27 protein-coding genes and 4 pseudogenes are annotated in these 25,775 nt (G+C 67.9%); 15 read left to right on the top strand and 16 right to left on the bottom strand.

Annotation, left to right across the window (positions count from 1 at the left end):
• Together Vgi01_RS28540 and Vgi01_RS28545 are read left to right on the top strand one after the other, a co-directional pair.
• The coding region (locus Vgi01_RS28540; RefSeq protein ID WP_204293117.1) for a hypothetical protein at nt 1-247 on the top strand (247 nt) is incomplete at its 5' end.
• Entirely contained in the window at nt 244-525 is a 282-nt protein-coding gene (locus Vgi01_RS28545) for a hypothetical protein (RefSeq protein WP_204293118.1), read from the top strand. The genes Vgi01_RS28540 and Vgi01_RS28545, both read left to right, overlap by 4 nt.
• 97 nt (nt 526-622) lie before the next feature.
• On the opposite strand, the gene Vgi01_RS28550 is transcribed toward Vgi01_RS28545, so the two are convergent.
• From Vgi01_RS28550 to Vgi01_RS28595, 11 genes and pseudogenes are all read right to left on the bottom strand, one after another.
• The gene (locus Vgi01_RS28550) at nt 623-1,411 is read right to left on the bottom strand and encodes a class I SAM-dependent methyltransferase (RefSeq protein WP_204293119.1); all 789 of its coding nucleotides are present in this window, start codon (nt 1,409-1,411) and stop codon (nt 623-625) included.
• Nucleotides 1,408-2,388, bottom strand: a complete 981-nt coding sequence (locus Vgi01_RS28555) for a hypothetical protein (protein ID WP_204293120.1) — start codon at nt 2,386-2,388, stop codon at nt 1,408-1,410. Before Vgi01_RS28555 ends, Vgi01_RS28550 begins: the two co-directional genes overlap by 4 nt.
• Nucleotides 2,385-3,116, bottom strand: coding sequence for an ABC transporter ATP-binding protein (locus Vgi01_RS28560; protein ID WP_204293121.1), 732 nt, complete (start codon nt 3,114-3,116; stop codon nt 2,385-2,387). The genes Vgi01_RS28555 and Vgi01_RS28560 overlap by 4 nt, the downstream gene beginning before the upstream one ends.
• Nucleotides 3,100-3,771 (bottom strand): annotated as a pseudogene (locus Vgi01_RS28565) (ABC transporter ATP-binding protein); the annotation flags it as partial. The pseudogene Vgi01_RS28565 and the gene Vgi01_RS28560, both read right to left, overlap by 17 nt.
• A 125-nt stretch (nt 3,772-3,896) precedes the next feature.
• Nucleotides 3,897-4,937 carry a branched-chain amino acid ABC transporter permease gene (locus Vgi01_RS28570; protein ID WP_204293123.1) on the bottom strand — a complete coding sequence of 347 codons (1,041 nt, stop codon included), beginning with the start codon at nt 4,935-4,937 and terminating at the stop codon, nt 3,897-3,899.
• On the bottom strand, nt 4,934-5,803 hold the full coding sequence (locus tag Vgi01_RS28575; RefSeq protein WP_204293124.1) for a branched-chain amino acid ABC transporter permease: 870 nt from the start codon (nt 5,801-5,803) through the stop codon (nt 4,934-4,936). Before Vgi01_RS28575 ends, Vgi01_RS28570 begins: the two co-directional genes overlap by 4 nt.
• Nucleotides 5,804-5,831: 28 nt before the next feature.
• Nucleotides 5,832-6,824, bottom strand: a complete 993-nt coding sequence (locus Vgi01_RS28580) for an ABC transporter substrate-binding protein (RefSeq protein WP_275412585.1) — start codon at nt 6,822-6,824, stop codon at nt 5,832-5,834.
• Entirely contained in the window at nt 6,793-7,044 is a 252-nt protein-coding gene (locus tag Vgi01_RS31205) for an ABC transporter substrate-binding protein (RefSeq protein ID WP_275412586.1), read from the bottom strand. The genes Vgi01_RS28580 and Vgi01_RS31205 overlap by 32 nt, the downstream gene beginning before the upstream one ends.
• Nucleotides 7,045-7,088: 44 nt before the next feature.
• Complete coding sequence (locus Vgi01_RS28585) at nt 7,089-7,673, bottom strand: GTP-binding protein (protein WP_373307062.1); 585 nt, start codon at nt 7,671-7,673, stop codon at nt 7,089-7,091.
• A 51-nt stretch (nt 7,674-7,724) separates the two neighbouring features.
• Entirely contained in the window at nt 7,725-8,081 is a 357-nt protein-coding gene (locus tag Vgi01_RS28590) for a roadblock/LC7 domain-containing protein (RefSeq protein ID WP_239089213.1), read from the bottom strand.
• Nucleotides 8,078-10,345: a sensor histidine kinase gene (locus Vgi01_RS28595; protein WP_204293126.1), complete on the bottom strand. Its 2,268-nt coding sequence runs from the start codon at nt 10,343-10,345 to the stop codon at nt 8,078-8,080. Before Vgi01_RS28595 ends, Vgi01_RS28590 begins: the two co-directional genes overlap by 4 nt.
• Before the next feature lie 386 nt (nt 10,346-10,731).
• Here Vgi01_RS28595 and Vgi01_RS28600 point away from each other — a divergent pair, with 386 nt between their 5' ends.
• The 8 genes from Vgi01_RS28600 (at nt 10,732) to Vgi01_RS28635 (ending at nt 19,346) form a co-directional block, all read left to right on the top strand.
• Nucleotides 10,732-12,069 carry an NsdA family TPR-like regulatory protein gene (locus tag Vgi01_RS28600; protein WP_204293127.1) on the top strand — a complete coding sequence of 446 codons (1,338 nt, stop codon included), beginning with the start codon at nt 10,732-10,734 and terminating at the stop codon, nt 12,067-12,069.
• Between the two features lie 33 nt (nt 12,070-12,102).
• Nucleotides 12,103-12,978 carry a DMT family transporter gene (locus Vgi01_RS28605; RefSeq protein ID WP_102656658.1) on the top strand — a complete coding sequence of 292 codons (876 nt, stop codon included), beginning with the start codon at nt 12,103-12,105 and terminating at the stop codon, nt 12,976-12,978.
• Nucleotides 12,979-13,501: 523 nt separating this feature from the next.
• Nucleotides 13,502-14,443 carry a class I SAM-dependent methyltransferase gene (locus Vgi01_RS28610; RefSeq protein ID WP_239089214.1) on the top strand — a complete coding sequence of 314 codons (942 nt, stop codon included), beginning with the start codon at nt 13,502-13,504 and terminating at the stop codon, nt 14,441-14,443.
• Nucleotides 14,440-15,381, top strand: coding sequence for a hypothetical protein (locus Vgi01_RS28615; protein WP_204293128.1), 942 nt, complete (start codon nt 14,440-14,442; stop codon nt 15,379-15,381). Before Vgi01_RS28610 ends, Vgi01_RS28615 begins: the two co-directional genes overlap by 4 nt.
• Nucleotides 15,378-15,950, top strand: a complete 573-nt coding sequence (locus tag Vgi01_RS28620; protein WP_239089215.1) for a P-loop NTPase family protein — start codon at nt 15,378-15,380, stop codon at nt 15,948-15,950. The genes Vgi01_RS28615 and Vgi01_RS28620 overlap by 4 nt, the downstream gene beginning before the upstream one ends.
• Nucleotides 15,947-16,879: an NUDIX domain-containing protein gene (locus Vgi01_RS28625; RefSeq protein ID WP_204293129.1), complete on the top strand. Its 933-nt coding sequence runs from the start codon at nt 15,947-15,949 to the stop codon at nt 16,877-16,879. Before Vgi01_RS28620 ends, Vgi01_RS28625 begins: the two co-directional genes overlap by 4 nt.
• Nucleotides 16,880-17,494: 615 nt before the next feature.
• A complete protein-coding gene (locus Vgi01_RS28630) occupies nt 17,495-18,451 on the top strand; it encodes a phosphotransferase family protein (protein ID WP_204293130.1) in 957 nt (318 codons plus the stop codon).
• A gap of 178 nt (nt 18,452-18,629) precedes the next feature.
• Nucleotides 18,630-19,346, top strand: coding sequence for an alpha/beta hydrolase (locus Vgi01_RS28635; protein WP_204293131.1), 717 nt, complete (start codon nt 18,630-18,632; stop codon nt 19,344-19,346).
• On the opposite strand, the gene Vgi01_RS28640 is transcribed toward Vgi01_RS28635, so the two are convergent.
• Nucleotides 19,347-20,702 carry a helix-turn-helix domain-containing protein gene (locus Vgi01_RS28640; RefSeq protein WP_204293132.1) on the bottom strand — a complete coding sequence of 452 codons (1,356 nt, stop codon included), beginning with the start codon at nt 20,700-20,702 and terminating at the stop codon, nt 19,347-19,349.
• A gap of 176 nt (nt 20,703-20,878) precedes the next feature.
• Between Vgi01_RS28640 and Vgi01_RS28645 the strand changes: the two genes are divergently transcribed.
• Nucleotides 20,879-21,421, top strand: coding sequence for a class IV adenylate cyclase (locus Vgi01_RS28645; protein WP_102656754.1), 543 nt, complete (start codon nt 20,879-20,881; stop codon nt 21,419-21,421).
• Nucleotides 21,422-21,458: 37 nt separating this feature from the next.
• Here Vgi01_RS28645 and Vgi01_RS30955 read toward each other — a convergent pair whose 3' ends face one another.
• Nucleotides 21,459-21,881 (bottom strand): 2'-5' RNA ligase family protein, encoded by a 423-nt coding sequence (locus Vgi01_RS30955; RefSeq protein WP_343898619.1) that lies wholly within the window; start codon nt 21,879-21,881, stop codon nt 21,459-21,461.
• Nucleotides 21,882-22,204: 323 nt separating this feature from the next.
• On the opposite strand from Vgi01_RS30955, the gene Vgi01_RS28655 reads away from it, so the two are divergent.
• The 3 genes and pseudogenes from Vgi01_RS28655 to Vgi01_RS28665 form a co-directional block, all read left to right on the top strand.
• A complete protein-coding gene (locus tag Vgi01_RS28655; RefSeq protein ID WP_204293133.1) occupies nt 22,205-22,861 on the top strand; it encodes a DUF4184 family protein in 657 nt (218 codons plus the stop codon).
• Between the two features lie 202 nt (nt 22,862-23,063).
• Nucleotides 23,064-23,267: pseudogene (locus Vgi01_RS31535) on the top strand (DDE-type integrase/transposase/recombinase); the annotation flags it as partial.
• Nucleotides 23,268-23,328: 61 nt separating this feature from the next.
• Nucleotides 23,329-23,568 (top strand): annotated as a pseudogene (locus Vgi01_RS28665) (integrase core domain-containing protein); the annotation flags it as partial.
• 42 nt (nt 23,569-23,610) lie between these two features.
• Here the strand turns inward: Vgi01_RS28665 and Vgi01_RS31305 are convergent.
• A pseudogene (locus Vgi01_RS31305) lies at nt 23,611-23,757 on the bottom strand (IS5 family transposase); the annotation flags it as partial.
• A 270-nt stretch (nt 23,758-24,027) separates the two neighbouring features.
• On the opposite strand from Vgi01_RS31305, the gene Vgi01_RS31540 reads away from it, so the two are divergent.
• The gene (locus Vgi01_RS31540; RefSeq protein WP_102656649.1) at nt 24,028-24,342 is read left to right on the top strand and encodes a transposase; all 315 of its coding nucleotides are present in this window, start codon (nt 24,028-24,030) and stop codon (nt 24,340-24,342) included.
• On the opposite strand, the gene Vgi01_RS28675 is transcribed toward Vgi01_RS31540, so the two are convergent.
• Complete coding sequence (locus Vgi01_RS28675) at nt 24,288-25,229, bottom strand: TolB-like translocation protein (RefSeq protein ID WP_146017428.1); 942 nt, start codon at nt 25,227-25,229, stop codon at nt 24,288-24,290. The two genes, Vgi01_RS31540 and Vgi01_RS28675, sit on opposite strands and share 55 nt — an antisense overlap.
• 60 nt (nt 25,230-25,289) lie before the next feature.
• Nucleotides 25,290-25,775, bottom strand: a 486-nt coding sequence (locus Vgi01_RS28680) for a DUF6973 domain-containing protein (protein ID WP_204293134.1), incomplete at its 5' end; no start/stop codon positions are given.

The following is a 25,775-nucleotide window of genomic DNA, read 5'->3' on the forward strand; positions in this document are numbered from 1 at the left end:
TTCCCTGGCCCGCACCGTCCTGCGCGGCGAGGCCGACCTGCGCACGGCGGCGACCCACTCCTGGCACGGCCGGGCGCTCGGTGACGCCTTCACCGCGTCACTGACCGAACGCGCAACCATTCCGGCGGATCAGCGCGCCGAATGGGAGCGGCAGGCGCAGCTGCTCCGCGACGCGGGTGCGGCGCTGACCGTCGAACCGATGCCTCCGGACGGGGCTGCCGGCGACGGCCGGGAGGAACGGCGGTGAACGCCGGCACACGGTGGAAGCTCGCCGTCCCGTTGATCGGCTTGAGCCTGCTGATGGTGGTCCCGGCCGTCGGCGGCACCTGGGTGTTCTGGTCGGAGTTCGGCACCACCTACCGGGCGCTGAGCGTGGTCATCTGCCTGGTTCTGCTGGCACAGCTGGCGTTGGCGGTGTCGATCGGCGTACGGCCGACCCGGGACGTGCCCTGGCTACGGATCGGACTGATGGCGGTCACCTTCCTGGCGGCGTGCGGTGTCGCAGCGGTGCGCAGGTCGGTCTGACCACTTCGCGCCGCAGCGGATCTTGCCGTCACCGGATCCGGCTCCGCGGCTGCCGTGACCGCCGGGGGCGGTTCGGCCGTTGCTCGGCGCCCATGGGTCATTCGGGTTTGCGGGCGAGGGTGGAGGTGAACTGGTAGCCGCGCAGCGCCACACCGGGGTCGGTCATCAGCTCGCCGAACCGGGTCAGGTCGGCCTCGTCCAGGTCGGTGGCGGGTAGGAGCCGGTCGTGCAGTTGGTGGGCGTTGTCGGCCAGCAGCAGGCATCCGGGGCCGCCGCCGGTCCAGGTGTCGGCGCGGGTGTGGCTGTGCACGTGTGTCATGCCCGCGTCGAGCAGGTGGGCGTGGATGTGGTTGCCCCAGTCCAGGTCGGTGCCGCCGTCGGAGAGGATGTCGAGGATGGCGTGGATGACCCGGTGGATCAGGTCACGGTCGTCGTCGGCGGGTGCCCGGTGGATCACGGTCGGGCTGTAGACGATCTCGCCGACCGCCAGCCACCCACCTGGTCGTAGGAGCGCGGTCATCTGCCTCAGCAGGTCGGTGCGGTTGTCGAGGTGCTCCAGCACGCAGCGGGCGTGGATGAGGTCCAGGCTGCCGGGTGTGATCGGCAGGTCGAGCCCGTGGCGGAGGTCTCGGCGGTAGACGTCGATGATGTTGGTGGGGTCGAGTAGGCCGGTGTCGAGGTCGACGGCGATGACCGCGCCGGTGGGGCCGACGGTGTCGGCGAGGTGTCTGGTGATCGAGCCCGCGCCTGCGCCGACGTCCAGGGCCCGCCAGCCGGGTCGGATGGGGATCTTGGCGAGGTCGTGGCGGGTGATGGGGTCGAGGACCTGTTGCAGGGGGCCGAGCTGGGCTGGGGCGTTGCGGAACTGGTAGGCCGTGGTGGTCACCGGGCATCTCCTTCGGGCATGGGTAGGCAGGGTGTGGCGGGCAGATGCGGTTCGTTTCGTGTTCGCCGTGGATGTTGCGGGCCTGACGGTGGTGGGCCGGGTGGCTCCCACCAGCGGGCGTCGACGCGGCTGTGGCCGAGGAAGAGCCGGTAGCTGATGGCCCGCCAGCCGCCGGCCGGGTCGGGGCGGGCGGTTTCGTAGGCGAGGATGTCGCCGGTGATCGGATGCACGACGAGCAGGCCACGCCGTCCTTCGTTGTCGGTGGCGGTGATGCCGACGCCGACGCGGCCGGCGCGGTGGGATACCCGCCGGTAGCCGACGAGTTCGTTGTATTGGGCCAGGGTGGTGAGGGCCGTGGCCCGGTCGGCGCGGCGCAGAGTGTGCCAGGAGGCGAGGTCAGCGACGGCCCGCAGGGCGTCGGCGGGGGTGTAGTAACGGCCGTCGTCGTGACGCAGGAGAGCGTGTACGACGAACGGCAGCTGCGGGTTGAGGATGGGATCGGCCGGGATGTGAGGAGGGACGTGGCCCGCGTGCCACCAGTTCTTACTCACGGGCATGGGGCCGGGCGGGTATTCGGTGGCGAGTTGCGCGTCGGAGAGGTCGTCGGCAGTCCATCGGAGGATTTCCCACACCGTTCCCGGCTCCCCTGAAGACGAGATGCCCCGCCATTGCCGGTAGCGGATGAGGTCGTAGCGGCCTGGCATGGTGTCGCACGGGCTGGTGGTGATGGTGTCGGCGAGAGCCCTCAGGGTGGGGCGGGCCGGCTGTGGGTAGGCCAGTCGGGTGGCGGGTGACCGGTCGTTGGGGGCGGCGGACGAGGCCATGTCGAGGTGCGGTGACACCGGCATCGAGCACGGCCCTGGGACGGTGGCGGGTGCCGGCCGGACAGGCGATGCGGCCACGGTGGCGGCGGTGGTCAGCAGCAGGACGGCGACCAGCATTGCCGCGTTTCGCGCCGCGATGGTGTCGGTGGTCATTGGCGGGGCTCCGCGGTCTCGTCGCCGGGGTCAGTGAGGGTGAGGTGTCGGCGCAGCAGGTGGCTGGCCGCGGTGCTGGTGTGGGTGTGGCCGAGGAGCTTCCCGGCGGCGAGGACGTGGATGGTGTCGGCGATCGTCGCCGCCACATTGGCGTGTGGAAGCGCGGCGAGGACGGTCACGCCTCGTGCGGGCAGGCCCTGCAGGACGGTGGTGATCTGGTCGGCGACGGTAGGGGCGAGGCCTTCGGTGGGTTCGTCGGCCAGCAGCAGTCGGGGTGCGGTGCGCAGGGCGCGGGCGATGGTGAGCATCTGTTGTTCGCCGCCGGAGAGCTGGTGGGCGCGGTGTCCCATGCGGGCGGCCAGTGGCGGGAACATCGTCAGGAGTTCCTCGACGGTCCAGGCTTCGTCGCGTCCTGCGGTGGGCTGTGTGGCGGCGAAGTGCTCGGCGACGGTCAGTGAGGGCCACAGCCGGCGGCCCTGGGGTGCGAGTGCTACTGCGGCGCGGGCGGCGGTGGTGGGGTGCCAGCCGGTCACGTCTTCGCCGTCGAGATGGATGGTGCCGGCGCGGGGGTGCAGGTGGCCGGCGAGGGTGTGCAGCAGGGTGGTTTTGCCGGCTCCGTTGGGGCCTACCAGTGCGTGCACGCCGGGGTGGCGCAGGTCGAGGGTGAGGTTGTGGAGTACGGGGGCGCCGTGGGGGTAGGCGACGGTCAGGTCACGGATGTGCAGCATGGCCACCCCCATTGGTGCCGAGGTAGAGAGCGGCGACGCGCGGGTCGGCGCGCACGGTGTCGGCGGGGCCGGCGGTGTGCCGGCGGCCGTGGTGCAGCACGGTGATCCAGTCGGCGACCGCGGCGACGACGTCCATGTGGTGTTCGACGAGGACCACGGCGATCCAGCTGGGCATCCGGTGGATGACGTCGATCAGGCGGCCGGTTTCGGTGTCGGTGAGTCCGGCTGCGGGTTCGTCGAGCAGCAGGATCCGGGGTTGGCCGGCGATCGCGACGGCCAGGTCGAGCATCCGCCGGTGCCCGTGCGACAGAGAACCGGCGTGTTGGTGGGCGTGGTCGGCCAGACCGACCAGGTGCAGCGTCTCCATGGGGGTGCGGTCGGGGTTGCGGCGATGGTGCCAGCCGCCGATCCGCACGCAGTCGAGGCAGGTGAGGTCCGGCCAGAGGGTGGGGTGTTGGAAGGTGCGGCCGATGCCGGCACGTGCCCGCCATTCGGCGCCGTGTCGGGTGACGGTGTGGCCGTTGTAGGTGAGCTGGCCGGTCTGGGCTCGGATGGTGCCGGCGAGCACGCCCAGGAGAGTGGACTTGCCGGCGCCGTTGGGTCCGATGACGGCGTGCCGGTCGCCGGGGGCGATGGTGAACGTGTCGAGGTCCAGCACCGTGAGCGGCCCGTAGGCGTGGCGCAGACCGGAGGCGACCAGTCCGTTGCCGTGGGCGTGATCGGGATCGCGGCCGCTGCGCGGCGAGGGTGGCTGGTCCGGTTCGACGGGGTGGACGATTCTCATGACGTCCTCCTGACGCTCGCGTTGGCGGGTGCGGGCGGCGCGCTGTGCGGGCCTGCGGACAGCTGGCGGCGGAGGCGGGTGGGTAGGGCGGTCAGGCCGCCGGGCAGCAGGTACACGCCGATCACGAACAGGGTGCCGAGCAGCAGCGGCGCGTGGCCGGGGACCTCGACGGCGACGATGTCGCGGACGATGAGCACGATCACCGCCCCGACGGCCGCGCCGATGAGGGATCGGGCGCCGCCGATGACGACGGCGAGCAGGGCCAGGGCGGCGACGCCGAAGCCGACATCGGCGGGGGTGATCCACCGGTGGGTGTGGATCAGCAGGGCGCCGGCGATTCCGGCCAGTCCTCCGGCGGCGGTGTGGACCATCCACAGGTTGGCGTAGACGAGATGGCCGCTGGCGCGGGCCCGGTCCTCGTTGGTCCGGGCGGCGGTGAGCAACATCCGCCGGTCTCCGCGCAGCAGCCACACGGCCACGAAGGTGGCCGCCACCGCGATCGTCGCGGCGTAGAGCAGGACCGTGCGGTCGCCGTGCAGCGGTGGTAGGCCGGGCAGGAGGCGGGGTGCGGGGATACCGGCGAGGCCGTCGGTGCCGCCGCTGACCGCCCGCCACTGCCCGGCGGTGATCGCGGTCACCTCGGCGACCGCGAGGCTCAACATGAGGAAGACCGTGCCCCGGTACCGGACCAGGACCGTCCCGATCAGGCCCGCGACGACCGCACCACCGATGGCTGCCGTAAGCAGGTGCACGGCGGCGAGGTCGATGCCGGTCAGGGCGAGGCGGGCGGTGAGGTAGGCGCCGACGGCGTAGGGGGCGACCTGGCCCAGGGTGGGCAGGCCGGCGTGCCCGGTGACCACCGCGACGCTGACCGCCAGTAGCGCGAGGGGCAGCATCCGGGCGACGGTGGTGTGCAGGTATGAGGCCGGTGACATCGCCACCGCCGTAACCGCCCCGGCGGCGAATGCGGCCGTGGCACCCCGCTTCAGCAGCGGTGGCGTCCGGTCGGCGGCGAACGCCTGGGTGAACGCGCTCATGAGGCCGCCCCGTTCGGGACAGTGGGGCGGCGGGCCACGAGGGTCACGGTCATCGCGGCGATGAGCAGATACGGTGCTGCCGTCGGGACGGTGACCACGCCGACGGTCTGCACCACCCCGACCCCGATCGCGGCGGTGACAGCGCCGGGCACCGAACCGAGGCCACCGCAGACCACGATGATCAGCGACAGTAGCAGCGTCGTGTCGGCGGTACCGGGACCGACGCCGAGGATCGGGGTGGCAAGGGCACCGGCCAGCCCGGCCAAGGCTCCGGACGTCACCAGGACGGCGGCGTCCACGGTACGGGGGTTGACACCGATCCCGGCGACCATCGCCCGGTCGTCGACCGTGGCCCGGATCAGCCGACCCGCGCGGCTGCGGTGCAGCACCACATAGCCGACGGCGGCCACCAGCACGGCGACGGCGAGCACGGCGAGCCGGTCGACCGGATACCGGTACCCCGCCACCATGACGGTGCCTTCCAGCGCGGCGGGCATGCGGGGCCGCAGCACGTCCGAGCCGAAGATCGTGGTCAGCAGGTTCCCGCCGATCAGCGCGATGCCGAAGGTCAGCAGCGCCTGATCCAGGTGCCCGCGTCCGCGCAGTGCGGCGGTGGCGGCGGCGAGGGCTCCCCCGCCGGCCGCGCCTGCGACGGTGGCGAGGACGGTGGCGGCGACGAGGCTGGCCCATGTGCCTGCGGTGGTGGTCGCGGCGATGTAGCCGCCGGCGGCGATGAGGACGCCGTGCGCGAGGTTCAGTACTCCGCCGGCACCGAAGGCCACGGTCAGCCCGGCAGCGGCGATGGCCAGGAGCAGCCCGTAGGCGACCCCGTCAACGACGGTGACCGCGAGCGTGTCCACGTGCACGGCACCTCCCTTCGTGAACCCTGGTGGCTCAGGTGGTGGGCAGGGTGGTGAGGTCCTGCAGCAGCACGTTGGACAGGACCGGTCCGTCGGGTTTGACCTCGCGCAGGTACCAGCGCTGCACCGGGCGGTGCTCGGTGGGGTGGAACTGCCAGTCCCCGCGTGGGCTGTCGATCCGCCCCACCTGCCCGATCGCGGTGTTGAGTGTTTCGCCGGTGACGGGGCCGTCGACGGCGGCCAGGGCGCGGTCGAGGACGGCGGCGGCGTCGTAGGAGGCCATCGCGAACGTGGTCGGTTGTCCGGGGTAGCCGGCGGCGGACCAGGCGGCGACGAACTGCTGGTTCGCCGCGTGCGGCAGGGTCGGTGAGTAGTTGAGGACGTTGCGGATGCCGGTGGCGGCTGTGCCCTGGGCGTCGAGCACGGATCCTTCGGTGAGGAATCCGGCCGCGTACAGCGGTACGTCCTTGAGGGCGGACTGCCGGTACTGCTTGACGAACGCGACAGCCGGACCACCGGCGTAGAAGGTGTACACGGCGGCCGGTCGGGTTTCGGCGGCCTTGTTCAGGTACGGCAGGAAGTTCTCCGTGGCCGGGAACGGTGTGAACACGGTCTTCCCGTCCGGGTTGGCGAGTTTCCCACCGAGGGTGGTGAACGTGTCGGTGAAGCCTCGTAGCTCGTCCCAGCCGCCCTGGTAGTCCGGGCCGATCGCGTACACCGTGCCGTCACCGACCTGCGTCTTGATGTGCGCGGCGATCGCGATACCCGGCTCGTCGGAGTTGTAGGAGGTGTGCCAGGTGTAGGACAGGTCGCGGGGTTTGTCGGCGACGGGGGCGAATTCGGGGCGGGCGTTCGCGCCGAGCAGGGGGATGCGTCGTTCGTGGGTGAGGGTTTGGACCTTGTCGACGGTGGCGCCGCCGACCAGCCCGGTCAACGCCACCACCCGGTCGCGTTCCAGGAGTTTCTGGGCGGCGGGGACGGCCGTGGCGGGGCCGTCACCCGTCGGCGACGACCAGGTCGATGTCACGGCCGCCGAGCCGACCGTCGTGGGTGTCGAGGTACAGCTGGAAGCCGCGCCGCATGTCCTCCCCGACGCTGGTGTAGATGCCCGACAGCGACACCAGCAGTCCGATCCGCACCCGGTCGGAGTCGCCGGCGCCGCTGCCGCACGCCACACCGGTGGCGAGCAGGCTGGTGGCGGTGACGGCGGCCAATGCGTGTCGCAGCCGTGCACGGGCACGTTGCATGAAGTGCTCCTTCGATTTGTTGAGAGGTGAAGCGGGCTAGGTGGTCAGGAGGCGACGCCGGCCGGGGCCTGTGTGGTGGCGATGACGTGCTCGACCAGGGCGATGAGCAGGTGGCGGACGCTGTCGCGGTCCCGGGCGTCGACCTCGACGATCGGCACGTCACCGGCGAGCGTGAGCGCGTCACGGATCTCGCCCGGCGAGTAGACGTGCGTGTCGGGGAACTGGTTGACCGCCACCACGAACGGCAGCCGCCGGTTCTCGATGTAGTTCAGGTGCCGGAACGAGTCCGCGAGCCGGCGGGTGTCGACCAGCACGACCGCGCCGACGGCACCACGCACGATCGCGTCCCACATGAACCAGAACCGTGCCTGCCCCGGCGTGCCGAACACGTACACCGTGACGTCGTTGATCGCGAGGCGACCGAAGTCCATCGCCACCGTCGTGGTCACCTTGCCCGGACGGTGCGACACATCGTCGCCACCGGCCGACATGCGGGCCTCGGTGGTCAGGGGCACGATGTCCGACACCGCCCCGACCAGGGTGGTCTTACCCACCCCGAGTGGCCCGGTCAGCACGATCTTCAACCCTGGAGGCGGGTTCGTGGACGGACGGACCGGCCTGGCGGGCATGGTCATCGTGCGCCGGCCGCCGCGGCAGCGAACGACGGGTTCAGGTAGGAGTCACCCACCTGCTCGGCGAAGCGCTCCAGTTCCCCGGTGACGAACGCGAGGTCCGCATCCCGGCGAGCCAGGACGAGCAGCGACGCCCCCCCGGCTCAGGCTGGTCAGGATCAGGTAGCCCCGGTCGGTGTCGGTGATGTTGCCCCGCACCGCGCCCGCGTCGAAGTCGCGGGCGGCGCCGTTGAGCAGGCTGTTCAGCCCGGCCGCGACCGCGGCGAGGCGTTCGGCGGCATCCCGGTTGAGCCCCTCGGTCCAGGCCAGCAGCAGCCCGTCAACCGACACCGCGACGGCGTGACTGACCCCGGCGACCACGCGCACGTTGTTGTTCAGCAGGAAACTCAAGTTGTTGTCGCTCATCGTTGTTCTTCTCTCGGCTGGTGGGAACGGCGGCCGAGGCCGCGCTGGTAGGCATCTGCGGTCTGCGCCAGGCCCGCCGTCGGACGGCAGCGCGCCGCGACAGGAGCAGGCCGGACGGCGGGCGTGAACGCGGTGGTCGGCTGCCGCTTGGGTAGCCCGTTCGAGGTGGTCGCACCGCCCTCGAACGGCACGGTCTCGGCGGACACGTGCACGGTGCCGCCTTCCTCGAACCACGCGGATGGGCTATGCCGTTCACCGGCCTGCCGGTAGATGGGTGGTTCCTGCCCGCCCGGGCCGGGCCGCTGCGCAGGGATCTGCGGCAGGGCCTGGGTCGGTGCGTCCACGGGCGCCGGCCGGTCGTGCCGGCGGGAAGGTCCACCGGGATGAGGTGCGACGGTGGCGGGCAAAGCGATGTGGGAGGCGGGGGTGCCGCCTGGGGGGCGTCTGCCGGCGATCGGTCCGGTCGGCAGCGCCACGCGTTCAGGGATCCGGACGAGAAGCTTGTCGGCGGGGATCTCGACCTCGGCGACCGTGCCGTGCGGTGACGCGGGAAGCAGCCGCACCCGCAACCCGTGCGCGGCGGCCAGCAGCGCCACCGTGGCTATGCCCTGCCGGCGGATGTGCTCCACCCCGATCGTCGGTGACGGTGCCGCCAACTCCCGGTTGAGCTGGTCGAGAAGGTCCGGCGCGATGCCGTTGCCCGTGTCGGTGACCTGCAGGATCGCCCTGTTACCCATCAGGTGGCCGGAGACGAACACGTCGTCGGGGCTGTAGCGGGCGGCGTTGTCCAGCAGTGACGCCAACAGATGAACCAGATCGTCGATCAAGGCCGGCGGCACGAGCACACGGTCGTCGACCAGCCCGAAGACGATCCGCCGGTAGTCCTGGATCCGGCTCTGCGCCGCCTGCACCACCGTCACCAACTCGGCCGGCTCCTCGTACGCCATCCCGAGTGTCCGGCCCGACAGGACCAGCAGGCTCTGCGTGCCGTGCAGCAGCTGCGCCGCCAGGTTGTCCACCGCGAACAGGGTCTCCAGCGTCGCGGAGTCCTTCTCGTCGCGCTCCGCGCGGTCCAGCTCACCCAGCAGCCGGTTGGTGATCGCCTGACACCGCCGCCCGACCGCTTCCACCGCGCCGACCGCCACCTGGCGATGCCGGGCAAGGTCCGTCGAGATCCGGTACGTGGTTCCCGCGAGGCTGTCGAAAGCGGCAGTGACCTCGTCCACCTCGTCGCGGACCGTCGCCGGCGCCAGAGCTCGCGGTGGCACCGGTACCGAGCCCGGATCGGTGGGATCAGCCGACTCCACCCGGCGCACCAGTGCGGGCAGCTCATCCCGGGCCATCCCGGTGACGGCGTCACGCACTCCACGCAGCCGCCGCGCCAACACCCGGCCCTGCCACCACGCGAACACCGCCGCCACCGCGAGCAGCACCGCCGCCACCCCGGACAGCACGCCGCTGGCCGTCCACTGCCGCGTCCGCTGCCGCCCGACCTCGGCCAGGATGTCGTCATCGATACGAGACTGCACCTGGTGCAACCGGTCCCGGCGCTCACCGCTGGCGGCCGACCAGCGGCCAGGCGCGACCCGCAGCCGCTGACCGACCTGCGTCCGCGCGATCCCGTCATCGATACGCTGCGCGGTGAGCACCTGCTCGCCGGTCAAGGCCTGATCCAGCCATGCCCGCCACCGCGTCGGCGAACGCTGCGACACCACCAGCAGCGCCTCGTCGAACCCGGCCCGCGTCGCCGCCAGGTCCCGTTGCACCGCCTGCGACACCACCCGGCCACTACCCACCGCCACCGCCGCCTGCTGGACACCCGCGTACTCCGATGCCTGCGACAACGCCGCCGCCACCCGCAAATGGTCGGCGAGCACACCGTCCGCGCCGCCCACCTGACCCACGGCCTCCCGCACCGCCAAGCCACACGCGATCACCGCCCGGTACCGCACCAGTACCGCCGTCAACGACGTCGACCGTGCCTTGACCTGCTCCCGCAACGCCGGCAGCAGCAGCAACTGCTCATCCAACGGACCGACCAGCCGCCCAACCGCAGGCCGCGACATGTCGAGCTCCGCACGGCGTTGCCGGTAGGCGTCAATCGCACGGTCGGACACCGCGCTCTGCTCCAGCACCGCGTTCAACCCGCCACCGGCATCCGAGACCACCGACACCGCGACCTGACGCTCCCGATCAAGCTCGTACAGCACCTCACCGACAGCGGACGACACCGCCACCAGCACCTGGAGACGATCAGCGCTCACCGCCTGCCGCGCCGTCGACGTCACACCCCACGCGGCAAAAAGCACAGTCGCGGACAGCGGGATGGCCAGCAACAGCGCCAGCCTCCGAGCAACACGCACAACGGTCCTTTCCAGGTCTGATCCGGGTATGACGGCGCTGGCCTGCCCAGTAGTGCTGCGGTCCAGGCGGCGTCGTCCCACAAGTCACCCGGTGCCGCCAGCACAAGATCTGCGCCGTAATCGAGGGTCGTATCCGGGACCGAAAAGATCGACCACCGATGGCGGGATGCAAATTCACTCAGTCCTCCCCGGCAAACGTGGAGTACAGGCTTGACCGGCTTCCGAAAAAGCAGCGGCGATCGCTAAAGTGCTAGCCAATGTGGGCAGGACACGCCGTGGAGGTGGGAATGGCCAGAAGCGCACGCAGCTACCAACGAGAGGCCAACGAACTCCGCGCCAGCGGCTGGACCTATCGGCAGATAGCCTCACACTGGCAGCAGCGATACGGCTTCAACCCACGAGTAGCATTCCGTCTAGCTCACGGGTTGACCCAGGCGGACGTGGCGCAGCGCTGGAACGAGCAGTGGCCCGACGCTGACGCCCCGAAGACCGCGAAGCAGGTCTCTTACTGGGAGATCTGGCCGGGCCCGGCGGGCCGGACACCATCGTTGGACACGTTGAACAGGTTGGCGTTTCTCTACCGGTGCTCTGCTGGCGAACTACTCGGCGGCGAGGACTACAGCCATTTGGACGCCACGGACATGCGCCTAGGCGAATCAGGCACGCAGGTGAACGGGTTCGGTTCAGTTTCGACAGTTAACGCGCTTCCGCCTGCAGGCAAGAGCCTGAGTCGGGTTACCGAGCGGGTCGTCGAGAACTTTGAGATGCTGACGGACACCTATCGCCTTATCGATTATCGAGAGGGCTCCGGCCGGGTTAGCGCAGACATTGCCACCCACCTGCGCCGAATGCTTGAGGTCAGCAACCGAACAACCACCAGCAGGACTCACAGCCGGTTGCTGCGCGCTGTTGGGGACGCCGCCCAATTGGCTGGCTGGCTCGCCATCGACGCGCAGAGGTACGACCAGGCCGAGCGCTACTGTCGGCTGGCCGTGTCGCTTGCTGAAAAGACCAACGACCGCGCGCTACACGCCTACGGCCTTGGCGTGATGAGCTATATCCATTTGCATGCCGGTGACGGCAAGGCCGCACTCAGTGTGCTCGACACGGCCCAGAGCGTGGCTGGCCACGGCAGCCCTGCGGCTGTTAGATCGTGGCTACACGAGGCGACTGGGGAAGCACATGGGCTCCTTGGTCAACCACAGCTCGGCCTTGTAGCGCTGGCCCAGGCCGAGAGGGTCTTCGATGGTGTCGATGCGAACGCATCCCCGGTGTGGTTGGGCTTCTACAACGCCGACTGTCACGCTGCCCGGCTGAAGGGCCGGTGCCTGGCCCGTCTGCGCCAACCTCGGGAGGCCACTCGGGCGTTGTACGAGGCTCTTACGCTCCTGCCGCCCGCGTTCGTCCGGGAGCGCTCCGGAACCCTGATCGATCTCGCCGTCGCGTACGTTCAAATGGGCCAGGTCGAGCAAGCATGCGACGCGGCGAGCCAGGCCGACACCCTTGCCCGACGCACCGGCTCAGAGCGCAACCGCAAGCGCCTCCGTGAGCTGCTGATCGATCTCATGCCGTGGACCAACATCGACTGCGTGCAGAGCCTTTACCGTCAGGTGCTGCTTAACTGAAGGCGTGTTGAGGGCATACCGCGCGAGTCACAGGTGAACCGAAGGGGCTGGGTCGAGCTCATCATCCTCGCCGCCTTGTGGGGTGCGGTCTACCCGTTGATCGAGGTGGCGCTGCGTGGCCTGTCACCCACGGTCGTTGTTCTCGGACGTGTCCTGCTCGCCTGTCTTCTTCTAGTACCACTCGCCATCCGGAGCAACGCACTACCTGATCTTTGGCGGCGGCCACGGGCGATCATCGAAACCGTCTTGGTGCAGTCGACCATCCCGCTGCTGCTGCTGACCTACGGACAGCAGTACGTCCCCGCTGGTATCGCCGGCATTCTGGTCGGCGCGCAGCCGTTGTTCGTCGCGATGCTGGCCTACCGGTACGCCCCCGACGAACGTCCCCAGGGCTGGAAGGGTGCCGTCGGCCTCGCCATCGGATTCGTCGGACTTACTCTGCTCTTCGGCATTGACCTCCGCGGTGGCCCTCTGGCTCTCCTCGGTGGCGTACTCGTTCTGGTCGCCGCGCTGTGCTACGCCGCCGGCGCCATCATGATCCACCGACGCCATGCCGCCGCTCCGCCGCTCGGCGTTGCCACCTCGGCAATGCTTGTCACGAGCGCCGCGATGATCACACCGGCCACTCTAACGCTGCCTGATCGTCTCCCCGGCTCTGACGTAGTGGCGGCTGTGATTTTCCTCGGCGTCGTCTGTACCGGTATGACCCTCGTGCTCTTCTACACCTTGATCGCCCGCACCGGTCCAGCCCGCGCAGCACTAGCGTTCTACCTATCGCCCGCCTTCGCCGTCCTGTTCGGCGTGGTGTTTCTCAGCGAGCAACTCACAGCCACTGCCGTTGTCGGCTTGGCCGCGATCGTCGCAGGCTGCCTTCTCGCAGCTCAACGCGCGGAGCCGTCACCCGCGTAGCGATCCTTCCACTGCAACTCCCCACCATGCGTGGAGTCCTATGGACGCCTATGGAACACATGCAGGGATTGGTCTACCGCAGTCGACGCATCATGCTGGTGGTTCGCCATACATCCATAGCAGCCAGGTTGAGGAATTCCGATCAGCGCCGGAGTTAATGACGACAGGCAGGCACGGAGCGGCATGAGTACCAGCCAGACAAGGTTCGCCGGGAATCGACGTGCTGCGGGTTTCTTCGCGGTCCAGGCTGATCAACAAATGGGAGGCCGCACGACCAACGGTTCTGGAGTCGAGCCGGGCAGCGTTCAACCTGTCACCCGCCCATCTCATGTGGTCGGTGCGGAGCCCGGTCTGGCGCTGTAGTTCGTGGCCATCACGCCGGCCAGGAACCCGGTGCCCTGACGGCATTCCTAGCCGCCATCGTCCGCGAGTACCACCCGATCGGTACAGGTGAGCACCGCTGTCGTCGATGCGGCAGTCGGTGGCCTCGCCATCATCTACCGCTAGCTGTAGGAGGTCCCGGATGACTACACCACTCCGCAAAGCCGTTCCCCACGTGGACCGGACTCGCTCGAACCTTGCGGCAGAAGACTCGCCTGTGGCGGGAGTTGCCCCTTTCCCTGGCGGGCTCGCAGCCGGCAGCAAGCTCGGGCCAACGGGCGACGATCTCGATTCGCGCTATGACGAGGTCGGCTACGGCGACATGATCCGAGCGCTCAACACGGTCCACTACGCAGGCGAGACGACCTTCTACGGCACGGCCTTGCTCCGTGCATGCGAAGAGAGGCTGTTCTCCCGGTATGGACACCGAAGCCGCATTCTGGATGTCGGCTGCGGAGCGGGCAGGGTAACGCGCGCCGTCACCACTCTGGGCGGCAGTATCACAGGTGTCGACATCAACGGTGCGGCCCTGGACGCGGCACGCGCATTAACCCCGTTGGCGACGTACGTCGAGGCCAGCATGGCGGGTCTCCCGTTCCCGGACGGCAACTTCGACCAGGTGTGGTGCCTACGGTTCTCGTTCAACGCTCTGCCGACCGTCGCCGAGCGGCAGGCGGCTCTCCGCGAGTTCTGGCGAGTGTGCGCACCTGGCGGGAAGGTCGTCATCGAGGTGTTCAACTGGTACTTCCCGGGACGGTTCGGGCTGCTGCGGTGGGCCAACCGGCTGGACGCGGCAGCACGACACCTGAAGTGGCTCGGCCAAGGGCGACGCGGCTCGTTGCCGCTGCCACCGCGCGACATCATCTACCTGGCCAACAAAGCGTCCGGTGCGGCACCCGGCTACGCACACCTCACCACTGTGAAGGAGCTACGCCACCTGGTAAGCGACGTCGGGCTCGCCAGGCACATGAAGGTGACCGACGAGGCGGGACTCATTGCCGGGCACCTGTCGCCGGTTCGTAACCGTCACCGCGGTTACTCGACCTGGCTGCTGCTGAGCAAACCCTCCGAGGACATGCCGTGAAGGTCTTGGAGTTCGGTGACCAGCGTCTTCACCTCGACGCAACAGCGGTACGTCAACCGCACCTGCAGCGATTCATCGACCGGATCAGCATCGATGGCGTACCGACGCCCGTTCGGTATCAGATGCGCATCGTCGAGGGGGAGCAGGCGGAACTGGTGGTCGATGAGCAGACGGGCAGCATGTCGCTCGTTGTCCCCAGCATGACGACGGTATCCCCAACGGCCCTGGAGATTGCGATCCTGCAGGCCGGGGCGCGGTGCCTGGCCCTGCTGAGCACCGCCGACCGATGCGTGCTGCTGCACGGCAGCGCTGTGACCGCCACCGGTGACTGTGGGGCTGTCGCGGTCCTCGACGGTGGGCTCGGGCAGGGCAAGACGTCACTGGCGTTGGGCTTGGCAAAGGCCGGCTGCGCTCTGCTCGTCGATGAGTTCACCTTCGTCACCTGTGACCGCGAGGAGAGCGTCGTCACCCCGGCACCACGGTTGCCTTGGCACGTACGCGGTGACATGGCTCCGTACCTGGCACCTGAACACCCCGACCGCCGTCTCCTCTTCCCAGACGAGCTGGCACCCGTCAGTACAGCCAAGACCGCGGCGAGCCTGACGCTCATCATCGTGCCGGACAGCGGGATCCCCGCCGGAAAGCTGGAACAAATCGACCCCGCCCAGACTGGCGTCCTGCTGACCAGCGCGGTCACCGACCATCTCGCCAAACTGATCGATCCCAGCCTCGATCATGTCAGCATCTTGAGCAACCCGAGCCAGGTCCGGTACGCCTCCGGGCACCCGCTACTGAGCCGCAGAACGCAACTGTGCGCGCCGCCTCGTACTGTGCTCGACAGGTTGTCCCGGGTACCGGCCTTCCGGGTCGGCATCGGATCGCCGGCCGATCTCGCCGCCAGCGTCGATGCCGTCACGCACGTGGTGGAGTCGCTGTGACAGCCCAGACCGCACCGCCTGGATTGATTCTGCTGGCCGGCACCAGCGAGAGCGGCAAGTCCACCGCCGGCAACCACCTGGCGCAGCGCGGCGCACAACGGATCAAGATCCGTACGATCCTCCTGGCGTTGGCCTCGGGCGCGGAAGTACGGCACGAGGGAGTCACGACTCGTGAAGGCTTCGGCACGGGCGAGTTCCTGTCGGCCCTTCACGATCGTGCCCGCACCGAGGCGGCCGACGTGGCCGTGGTGGAGAGCTTCATCGACGCTGAACTCGCCCACGCGACGAAGGCATCCTGGCCCGGTCCCGCCGCCATCGTCTTCATCACCGCAGCCGAGCCACTGCGCGTGAAGCGCCTGGCGGCGGCCATCAACATCGACCACACTGCGGCCCGCGCTCTCATCAAGGCCAAAGACGCTCGGAAGCGCGTGAACGAGCAACTGTCCCGCTGGCGGCAGATCGCCGACCATTGGATCGACAATCGCCACGACCTCGCCCACTTCACGGCGACGCTGGACGACGTCTACGCCGCGACCTGCCCTTCCATCACGAGAACGGAACCCTCATGACACGGCTGTACGCCTCCGCCGGCGCGATCGTCGTCTGCGCAGACCTCCAACATCCGCGGATGCTGCTGTTGGAACAGATCCGTACCACCGGCGAGCGCCAGGTAGTCGCCCCGAAAGGGCGCATCGAACCGGGAGAGTCACCGCTGATCGCCGCCGCCCGAGAAGTATCGGAAGAGGCCGCACTGCACGACATGCGCTACGTCGCCTACCTCGGACAGGAGGCGTACCACTTCACCGACCGCGACGGCACGCCAGCACAGAAGACCGTCGACTGGTTCCTCTTCGCCACCACCGACACGAACGCCACCGCACGGCAGACCGAAGGGTTCGTCGCCGCCCAATGGCACGACCTGCCCGACGCGCTGACCGCCGCGAGCCATGCCAGCTTCCATGAGTACGTCCGACGGGCCGACGAGATCATCGCCTGGCGCCGCAGCGGCCCGCTCGACTACAGCGACACCCTCAGCCAAACGGTATGGAACTTCAGCCAACCTGCCAACGCCCTGCTAGCCAAGAACCCCGATGCCGGTGTCGCCCTCTGCGGCTCCGCCGCACGCGGAGACTTCATCGAAGGCTGGAGCGACCTCGACCTCATCGCTTGGGGACTCGAACCCGCATCCCCGCCCGCCATCGCCCTGCGCCAACTCGCCGACGAACTCAGCCACCAAGCCGGCATACGCATCTCACTTCACCTCTCACACCCAGACAGAGACGGTGCCAATGGACTCGAACGGCTGCACACCATGAAGCTGCACGCCGTCCTGCGCCGAACCCACATCGACGTCCCGATCGTGGCCGGCACCCGTGCAGCGTCCCTGCCGGAAGTGCCCCACACCGCCAACCTGGCCGCCGATATCGGCCATCTACGCGACTTCGCCTACCAACGCCAAGCGGCAACACCCACCAGCCGCCGCTGTGGACCTACCTGAACGACCTGTCCGCACCAGAGCACTTCGCTCCCTGGGTACGGACAACACCAGGCATTCAGATCGCCCAGGCGCTACTCGAAGCCAAGACACGCCGAATCGAATCGCTGATCACGACAGCCGGAACCCGCCGCGCTCACGACGTCATACTCGTCGACCGTGGCCCCAAGACGGTGATCTGCTCCGCCCTGGCCCACCACAAGACCGGAATCCCCGCGCCAGACAACCCCCAACTACCCGATCCAACCACCGACCAGCACCGTACGCGACTCGAACAGCACGTACGCCACCTCTCAACTGTCGAAGCATTCATGTCCATAGAGCTTCGGCCACCGAAGCGACCAAACGGACTAGACGTCATCCTCACCCGGCTGTCGAAGCGTGAAGAACTGTCGTCGCCCTACGTCCGATACCTAAACGCGCTGTGCACCGAATTAGCCGCATACTCGTCGAGCGAACTACTGCTACCACTCGATGCCACGGCGAGTATCGCGACCAACACCGAATTGTCCCTCACACAGGTACTGAAACAACCCAGCGTTGTCCACACGCCGGTCATGCAGGGCACTCAGATTCGGCCGTCCAGGAGCGCAGGAACAACGTGACCGGCGTGACCGCATGACTGACCCCACCTTCGGACGGTTCACCGCCGAGGCCATGACCGCCGCCCTGCACCGCATCGCCGACCACCTGCGTGTGACCTCAGACGACGCCCGCCTGCTGCACCTCGCCAACAACGCCGTCTTCGCTCTGCCCACCGCAGGCATCGTTGTCCGCATCAGCCGCACCCGACGGCTCCTCGACCGCGCGACCAAGGTCGCGGCCCTCGGCGCCTGGTTCGCCGACACCAACGCACCGACCATTCGTCTTGTCCCCGGCGTCGATCAGCCCCTCATCGTCGACGGGCTCGCCGCCACCGTGTGGACTTACCTACCCCCAAAACCACCCCCACCGACCGTCGATGACCTCGGCCCCGTCCTGCGGCAGTTTCACCGCCTGCCCCGTCCACCGATCGACCTGCCGCTGTGGGACCCGATCGGCGACGCCCGGCACCGCATTACCGACGCCGAAGGACTCACTGCCTACCACCGGGACTTCCTGCTGGCCTGGTGCGACAGACTCACCCCGCGTATCAATTCCCTCCGCGACAACATCAGCCCAGGGCTCATCCACGGCGACGCCCACCCCAGCAACCTCCTACGCGACGCCACCGGCAACACCGTGCTATGCGACTTCGACGCCACCAGCCTCGGCCCCTGGCAAGTCGACCTCGTCGCCGTCCCCGTCGGCGAAGCCCGCTTCCACCGCGCCGGACAACACCAACGCCTCGCCACCGCCTACGGCTACGACATCACCACCGACCCGCACTGGCCACTGCTCCGCGAAGCACGCGAACTCAAAATGATCACCGCAGCCGTACCACTCCTTAACAGCAGCCCCGGCATCGCCGACGAATTCGCCCTACGCCTCCACACAATCACTACCGGCGACGACCACACCCGATGGACCCCCTTTGCTGACCTGCCCGCCACTGATCAGCACAGACGCCCACTACCAGCACAAGAGACGTCCTAATACTCCAGCCGGACGCCGGTACTCTCTCGGACGAGGCCGTTTGCCAGACGGAGGACACGACGTGCTCGGTGAGTCATCTTCGACAGCGCCCGCGCAGCCCGTAGCCTTCCGAAGCCTCGACGGGCTCCGGCTGGCGGGGACATATGTAGCGCCAGCGACGCCATCGACTTCGGTCGCAGTGCTCGTACATGGCGGCGGTGTCACCCGGGAAGAGGGCGGTTTCTTCGCCCGCTTGGCGGACGGACTGGCCGCGGGCGGTATCGCGTCCTTGCGGTTCGACTTGCGGGGCCACGGTGAGAGCGAAGGGCGTCAGGAGGATCTGACCATCTCCGGCGTGCTCAACGACATCCGCGCCGCGCTGGCACATGCCAGGACCCTCGCCGGCTCGACGCCGGTGCATCTGCTCGGTGCCAGCTTCGGCGGTGGCATCTGCGGCTTCTACGCCGCGCGGTATCCGGAGTCGCTGGCGAAGCTGGTTCTGATCAACCCCTTGATCAACTACAAGAAGCGTTTCATTGACGACAAGCCGTACTGGACCGACGACCGGATCGACGACGATGCTGGACGCCAGCTGTTGCAACAGGGTTTCCTGCCGCACTCGCCGACGTTCAAGCTCGGTCGTCCGCTCTTGAACGAGGTGTTCTACCTGCGACCCGATCAAGCGGTCGATCAGATCAAGGTTCCGACGCTGGTGCTGCACGGCACCGGTGACACGTTCATCCCCGTGCAGAGTTCCCGCGACCTCATCGAGAAACTGGCGGGCCCGGCCGAGTTGATCGAGATCGAAGGAGCGCAGCACGGGATCGCGGCGCACGACGATCCCCAGTACCTGGAACCGCAAACCCAGGCTTGGCAGGCCGCAGCGATCCAGTCAATCACCGAGTGGTTGTCCTGACTACACCGCATCCATCAACCGCAGAAAACCGTGTACGGCTGGGCGGGCGCGCCACGGTTGAAGGCGACGGCGCAGGCGGAACAGCTCTCGGAGAGTACGGGCCGATCCCGCAGCCGCGGCCGCGCCGATCGCCGCGGTAGCGGCAAGCGCCGCATCGTCGAGACGATGTACGGCCACCAGGGTTTGAGCCTTCAGCGTGGAGAAGTAGGCGAGATCGCGGGCGGAGAACACGGTAGGCGTCAACGTCGACCCGTAGATTTCGACGGCTTGCTCCGGGCGTCCGGATTCCCCATAACAGATCGCCGTCTGCACCTTGAATAGAACGGTGTCGTAGTGAGCCGCCAACGATGTTCGGTCCTCGGCGGCGAGGTCGAGGAAGTCGCGGGCCTCCTTCAGCATGTCGTCGACTTGCCGCTGACCGGTGCCGAGCATCGCCAGACCGCGAGCCTGCTGCTGCACGGCCTCCGCCATGACGCGCGCCGGGAGTCGCCATGGCCCTTCTCGCGCCGCCCGAGCCAGTCCGAGCATCCTGGGCGCGTCACGGTCGTCCCATGCTGACTGGCTCTTCTTGATCAGCACGTAGCCCGGCATCGCGAAGTCGGCGGCCTCCATGGCCCACTCCGCTGCCCGGTCGCGCCAGTAGTCCGCTGGGGACGGCTGACCGCAGTCTCGGTACAGCCAGCCGGCGAACTCGGCCGCCCGGGCACCGAGGGCGAGCAGCGGCTGCCTCACCTGCGGCTTCGCATCGCGTGCGCAGTGCTGGACCAGGGCCACAATGCCCAGCACTCCCGGTAGCGCGTGCCGTGGACCGTGGACCCCGTCGTCGGTGGCGCATCGGTCCAGTCCGTTGTCGAGGTATCGGACCAAGTCGGCATCCAGGTAGCGGGGGGCATCGCGTCCCACGGCATGGAACCGGTCGAGGTCATCGAGAGCAAGCCCCGCTGGGCCGAGCGTATGCGCTGCCGCGAGCAGACCACCTTCCGGCCGCGAAGCGTCCGGCCTGCGGCCCCGAAGAGGCGATCGCCCGTCGACGTCTTCACCGTCGGCGTGGTCCGGACCAGAGGGCCACGGCAGACCACGAAGGGCGGACAAGCGATCCAGCTGTCGGGCGCGGGCCTGCATCCGGTCGTAGTCGGCGGCGAGCGCACCACCGGTGTCGAGTATCTGGTCGCAGCGGACCCAGAAGTCCCGGCCCACGCTTTGTCGGCCCAGCTCGACGTTGGCGACGGTGCTGCGTCCGTACAGGGTCAACGGTGCCAGGCTGTTCTGGGTGTAGCCGGCGGCCTTACGCAACCCTGCCAGCTTGCGCCCAAGCGCGAGGCGGGCTTCGCGGACCTCTTGCGGCGCGCTGGACATAGGGCTGGCTTCCTACAGGCGCGGGTACGGGGTGTTGTCACAGTAGCCGGATCCTGTAGGGACCGGGAGCCCCGCCACCCCGCCGGAGCCGGCCGACTCGGCTCGGGCGGCGCGCCTGCCAACCGGCGGGTTGGCGGCGACTAGGCTGCTGCGGCCTGACCGCTGTCCCGGAAGCAGTGCATGAAGTCGAGGTTAAATATCGCGTGAGCGACGAGACGGCGCTGCTGGCGGCTCTGACAGCTCACGGAGTTGTGTTGTCCGACGCGGTACGTCAGGACGATCAGGCATACGCGCCTTCGGCGTGGCGGTACGGCATGAGCAAGATCGGGGTGCCGTTCGCGCGGCTGCGCACCCAGGACGGCCGGCACCTGTTCACCGTCAAGCGGCCGGTGGACAACGAGATGGCCTGCCTGGAACACGAGACCGTGGTAGCCGACCGGGAGCAGATGCACGGCGCGCTGGTGACAATGGGCTTCACACCGACGGTACAGATCGTCAAGAGGCGCCGCACCGGCCGGTGGGGTGAGGTGTCGCTATGTCTGGACGCCGTCGAAGGGCTGGGCACGTTCGTAGAGGTAGAGGCGTTGATCGGCACCGAGGAGTCCGGCCGGGCCGCGCAGGAACGTCTAGACGGCCTGGTCCGGTCGCTCGGAGTGACGGTGACGCGCATAACGGACACGTACGACTCGTTGCTGCGGAGTACGGCAGCAGCTGGCTGAGGCAGGACGGTCTGTGGGCCGTCAAGACAAGCCGATGTCACTCGGCCGAGGGCACCGTCGCGACTGTCGTCCATCGGTAGGTGTGGTTCTCCCGTCGGAGCGCGATCAACGGCACCTGTCTGATTGTCACCTGCACCGGGGGCCGGTGACGGAGTTCGGCCAGCCGGGCACGTATCGGTTCGATTGGTGCTGGTGAGCCGCTGTAGGCAATCGTGACGTGCGGCCGGAACCTTTGCGCGGGCTCGGGGACAGTGGGCCACACCGCGCCGATGGCGTCCCGGATGGTGGCGCGGAGGTGTTCGACGCGGTCCCAGGGGCGGACGAGCAGGCCGATTCCTTCGGCGTCGGGGTCTACCGGGCCGAATGACAGATCCAAAGGTGGTAGGCCGGCGCAGCGATGCCGGGCTTCGGCGACGATGGCGTCGATGTCGGCGTCGCTGATCTCGTCGGTGAAGCCGATTCCTTACATGGTCAGTTGTGCAGGCCGTCGAGCGGCACCAGGTCCAGGCCGGGCAGCGCCAGTTGGGGGACTGGAAATAACGGCACTCCCGCCTGGAGAGAGCGCTGGCGACTGCGGAGGTCTCCCAGTTGTCGTCTTCGGCCAGTTCGAGGAGCCACTGCTCGTTGAGTGGCAGGTCGCCGATGCCGGCCTCGATCAGCTCACCGGTGACGCTTTGCTTCTGCTTCGACTCCCGTTGGTGGCGCTTGAACCCTTCCAGCGGCAGAGGTTGGTGGATTACGGCTGGGTGTCTCTAGGATTCTACCGAGGGAGGCGGGCCGGAGGTGCCGTTCACGGGGAGTCACGTCGCGGCTGTGCTGCCGTTGACACGGTCAGCATGGCTGGTGCCATCGGCCCTGGCGATTGGGAGCATGGCTCCTGATGTCCCCTACTATCTTCCGCTGCCGGTGAAGGCGACCCTGACCCACTCACTCGTCGGCGTCCTCAGCGTCGACGTGGTGCTGGGTCTTGGGGCGTTGATCCTCTGGCATGGGCTGCTGGCCCGCTTCCTGACCGCCATCTCGCCGGCTCGACTGCGCGAACGCCTACCTTCGCCCGGGTCTCAGCGTCGATGGTCGGTTGGCTACGCGGCGATGCTGGTCGGTTCCCTGGTGATCGGTGCGCTGACGCACGTGCTGTGGGATTCGTTCACGCACGACGGGATGTGGGGTGCTGCTCACATCGGCTGGCTGGCTGAATCGCACCTCGGCACGCCGGGCTATCGCTGGATACAGCGCGTGAGCACCATCGTCGGCGCCGTCGTGGTCGTGGTCTGGCTGCTCCGATGGTGGCGCAGGCAGTCGCCGGTACCTGAGCAACGGCCGACCGCCAATCGGGTACTCGTGGTGGCCGCCTGGCTGGTCATCGGGCTCGCCGCCACCGGCGGTGCCGCCCTGGCCGCCGTCGAGGACGTGGCCCCCCCCAGCGAATGGTATTCCTAGCCGTCACCCAGGCATGCGGTGCCGGTCTAACGGTCGCGATCGTCCTTGCCGCCGGCTACGCTGTCCTGCTCCGGCACGACCAACCAACCCCGCAATGACCGACCAGAAGCTCAGCCGCCGAACCAGAACGGGCACCCAGTAGGGCAAACGGCCGGCCGCCACGGACCTGGTCAAGCGTCAGTTCACCGCGCCCGCGCCGGACGTGGCCTGGTGCGGCGACATGACGGAGATCGCCACGCAGGAGGGCAAGCTCTACCTCGCCACCGTCATCGACCTGCACTCCCGACGGATCCTCGGCTACGCCATGGGCGAACGCCACGACGCCGGCCTGGTCGTCGCCGCGTTGAAAATGGCCGCGGTCACCCGCGGCGGTGACGTCGCAGGGGTGATCTTTCACAGCGACAGGGGCAGCCGAATACTGCTCGGCCGACTTCGCCCGGGCGTGCGCCCGCTGGAAGGTACGCCAGTCGATGGGCCGGGTCGGGTCGTGTTTCGACAACGCCGTGGCCGAGGCTACCTTCTCCACCATCAAGGTCGAGTACGTCCACCGTCACCAGTTCCGCACCCGTACCGAGGCCCGGCTGAAGATCGCCACCTGGATCACCGACTTCTACAACCGCCGACGCCGCCATTCCGTCTGCAACGGACGCTCACCGATCGACTACGAACGATCAACTACATACGTCCTGGAGAACCAGGCCGCATAACCGAGTCCTCCACGGTTCCAGGGGATTGACAGAACCTGAGAGCAACGCGTTAACGATCTCCCGTAGCTCGTTACGGCCCTGATGCCCCGACACCGACGGACGCCGGTCCTTCCATGCCTGCAGGAACGGCCCGACCACCGCCCACTGCTCATCGGTCAGATCATTCGGAAACGCTGCACTTCCACTCACGAGCGTGCTAACGCGACATCACCCCATCGGGGTATGGGCCCAGATCAGCCAACCGCAAAGGGATAGAAGGTCACACCACCCTCTGGGGAATAGAGGTTCATGACTGAGAGACTGTCGGGTAAACGGTATGGGCGTTGCGTTACGGCGAGACATGTCGATGGCGGGTGCTCGACAAATGGATCATCCCCGCCATGATCGCGTTGTGTGCGCAACTTCAACTGCGGCGGGGATGACGCCCGTTCATGCTATCCGTCGAGCTTGACCGATGCGATGCGGACGATCTTCGCACCCTTGATGCCGGTACGAGACCTGCGTAAAGGCAGCCAGCTCCGCAAGTACGGCGATCGGTTGATCCTGGATTCGGTCTTCTGTGTGCTGCAGTCGGGCTGTCCGTGGCGGATGATGCCTCGCGATCTGGCGCCGCCGGATGCGGCGCATCGCTGGTTCACGACGTGGCGGAAGAGCGGGACGGGGGACGCGATCGATGACGAGTTTCGCCGACGGGTGCGGGTGGCGGCTGGTCGTGAGCATTACTTATTGACAGGAAGCGACCCAAACCTCAGGCGGCCAAGGTCCTCGACGTAGACGAAATCCTTGCCATCGGGTGAGAAATTGGGATGATAGGCCTCTTCGCCATCCACGACTTGCAACATCTTGCCACTGGCGGCGTCGATGGACCACACCCCATTTCCCTTGCCCCGAGAATGGACCGCCACAATAATTTCTTGACCGCTCGCTGCAAGGTCGGCGATGCCAGGGATTTCGGCGACAAACTGCGTTGACCCACTTTTTGGATCCCACTGCACGAGCTGCCAGGTGAACCCCTCCAACACATCCGATGTCGTCACCGGCAGTTTGCCGAACGAGTTCGACGCGACCAAGAAGAACAATTTTCCGCGAGCAACCGCCGGCGACTGCACCCAGACGACTGAGCTACAGTCATCGCCCCCGCCGCCAATATTGAGCGACTTTCCATCCACCGTGATGAGTGCGTCAAGGTCCCCCAGCTTGCCGTCGACGAGAGATTGGATAGCCATGCCACACTCGCGTGGCACCTCCGCATAGCCGGTCGCCTCACCCTCTACGAGGGCAACATCTCCAAGGAACGAAACCGATGCATGCGGCTCAAGCTGGTGCCTCCCGTCGGAGTAGGCAACCAACTCGGTACGAGTGCCGGAGTCGCACTCCACCGCCACTCTCAGCCCACCAGCGGGCGACCGATGGAGAAAACTGAACGCACCGTCGAGGCAGACGGATTTGGCGGCAGCCTGGTCCAAAACAAGCTCCCCGGATCGCTGCGCCGGCCGCTGCCGCCACAGCTGCCTGCCGTCGGAAGCCTCCTCCCGCAGGTAATACACCCAGCCGTCGTTCGACCAGACCGGGTCCGAGATCGTGACATGTACGACCGAGAGCGAAGACCATTGGCATCCACCTGCCAGCGCCACGAGCAGCAAGGCCAGCGGAACAGCCACCAAGCCCGACCAGCTCCGGACGGACACCTTTCGCCGTCGCCGCCCAGTGCGTCGCACGTCTCACTTCCCCGGTTCGATCATGATAAGCCAGCCATCGCGGGTGCACACCGAGATGTAGGAGGCAGGGCCCTTCTCAGGTGCCGCGGGGCCACGGCCGGGAACACCTCCGCCAACCATCAGCATCAGCCTATCCTCTAGCTCCTTCTCGTGCTTGGCGGTGGCACCGACACCGGTCGCGGCCACGTACCACGGTCGAACATCCACGCCGATGCGGGCGCCAACGGAATTGTTGTGCAAATCAGCGTTCGAGTCGGCCGATCCGGGAAGCTCCCCCTGCGTGTCGGTGTCCTTCTCGTGCGCGACACCGAGCGTGACCGCGTCGTCATACGTGAAGCCATGCACGGTCATCAGCCCCATCCAGTAAGAATGGCGGAATGCGTTACGGCGCCCCGTTGACCAGCGGAAGTTGTCAGCAAGGCGGTTCGACACGTCGAGCGCCTTCTGTTGAATCACAATGCCTCTCGCGCAGGCAAGTAGCCCCATATC

The organism is Micromonospora gifhornensis (assembly GCF_016863515.1).
Lineage (GTDB): Bacteria > Actinomycetota > Actinomycetes > Mycobacteriales > Micromonosporaceae > Micromonospora > Micromonospora gifhornensis.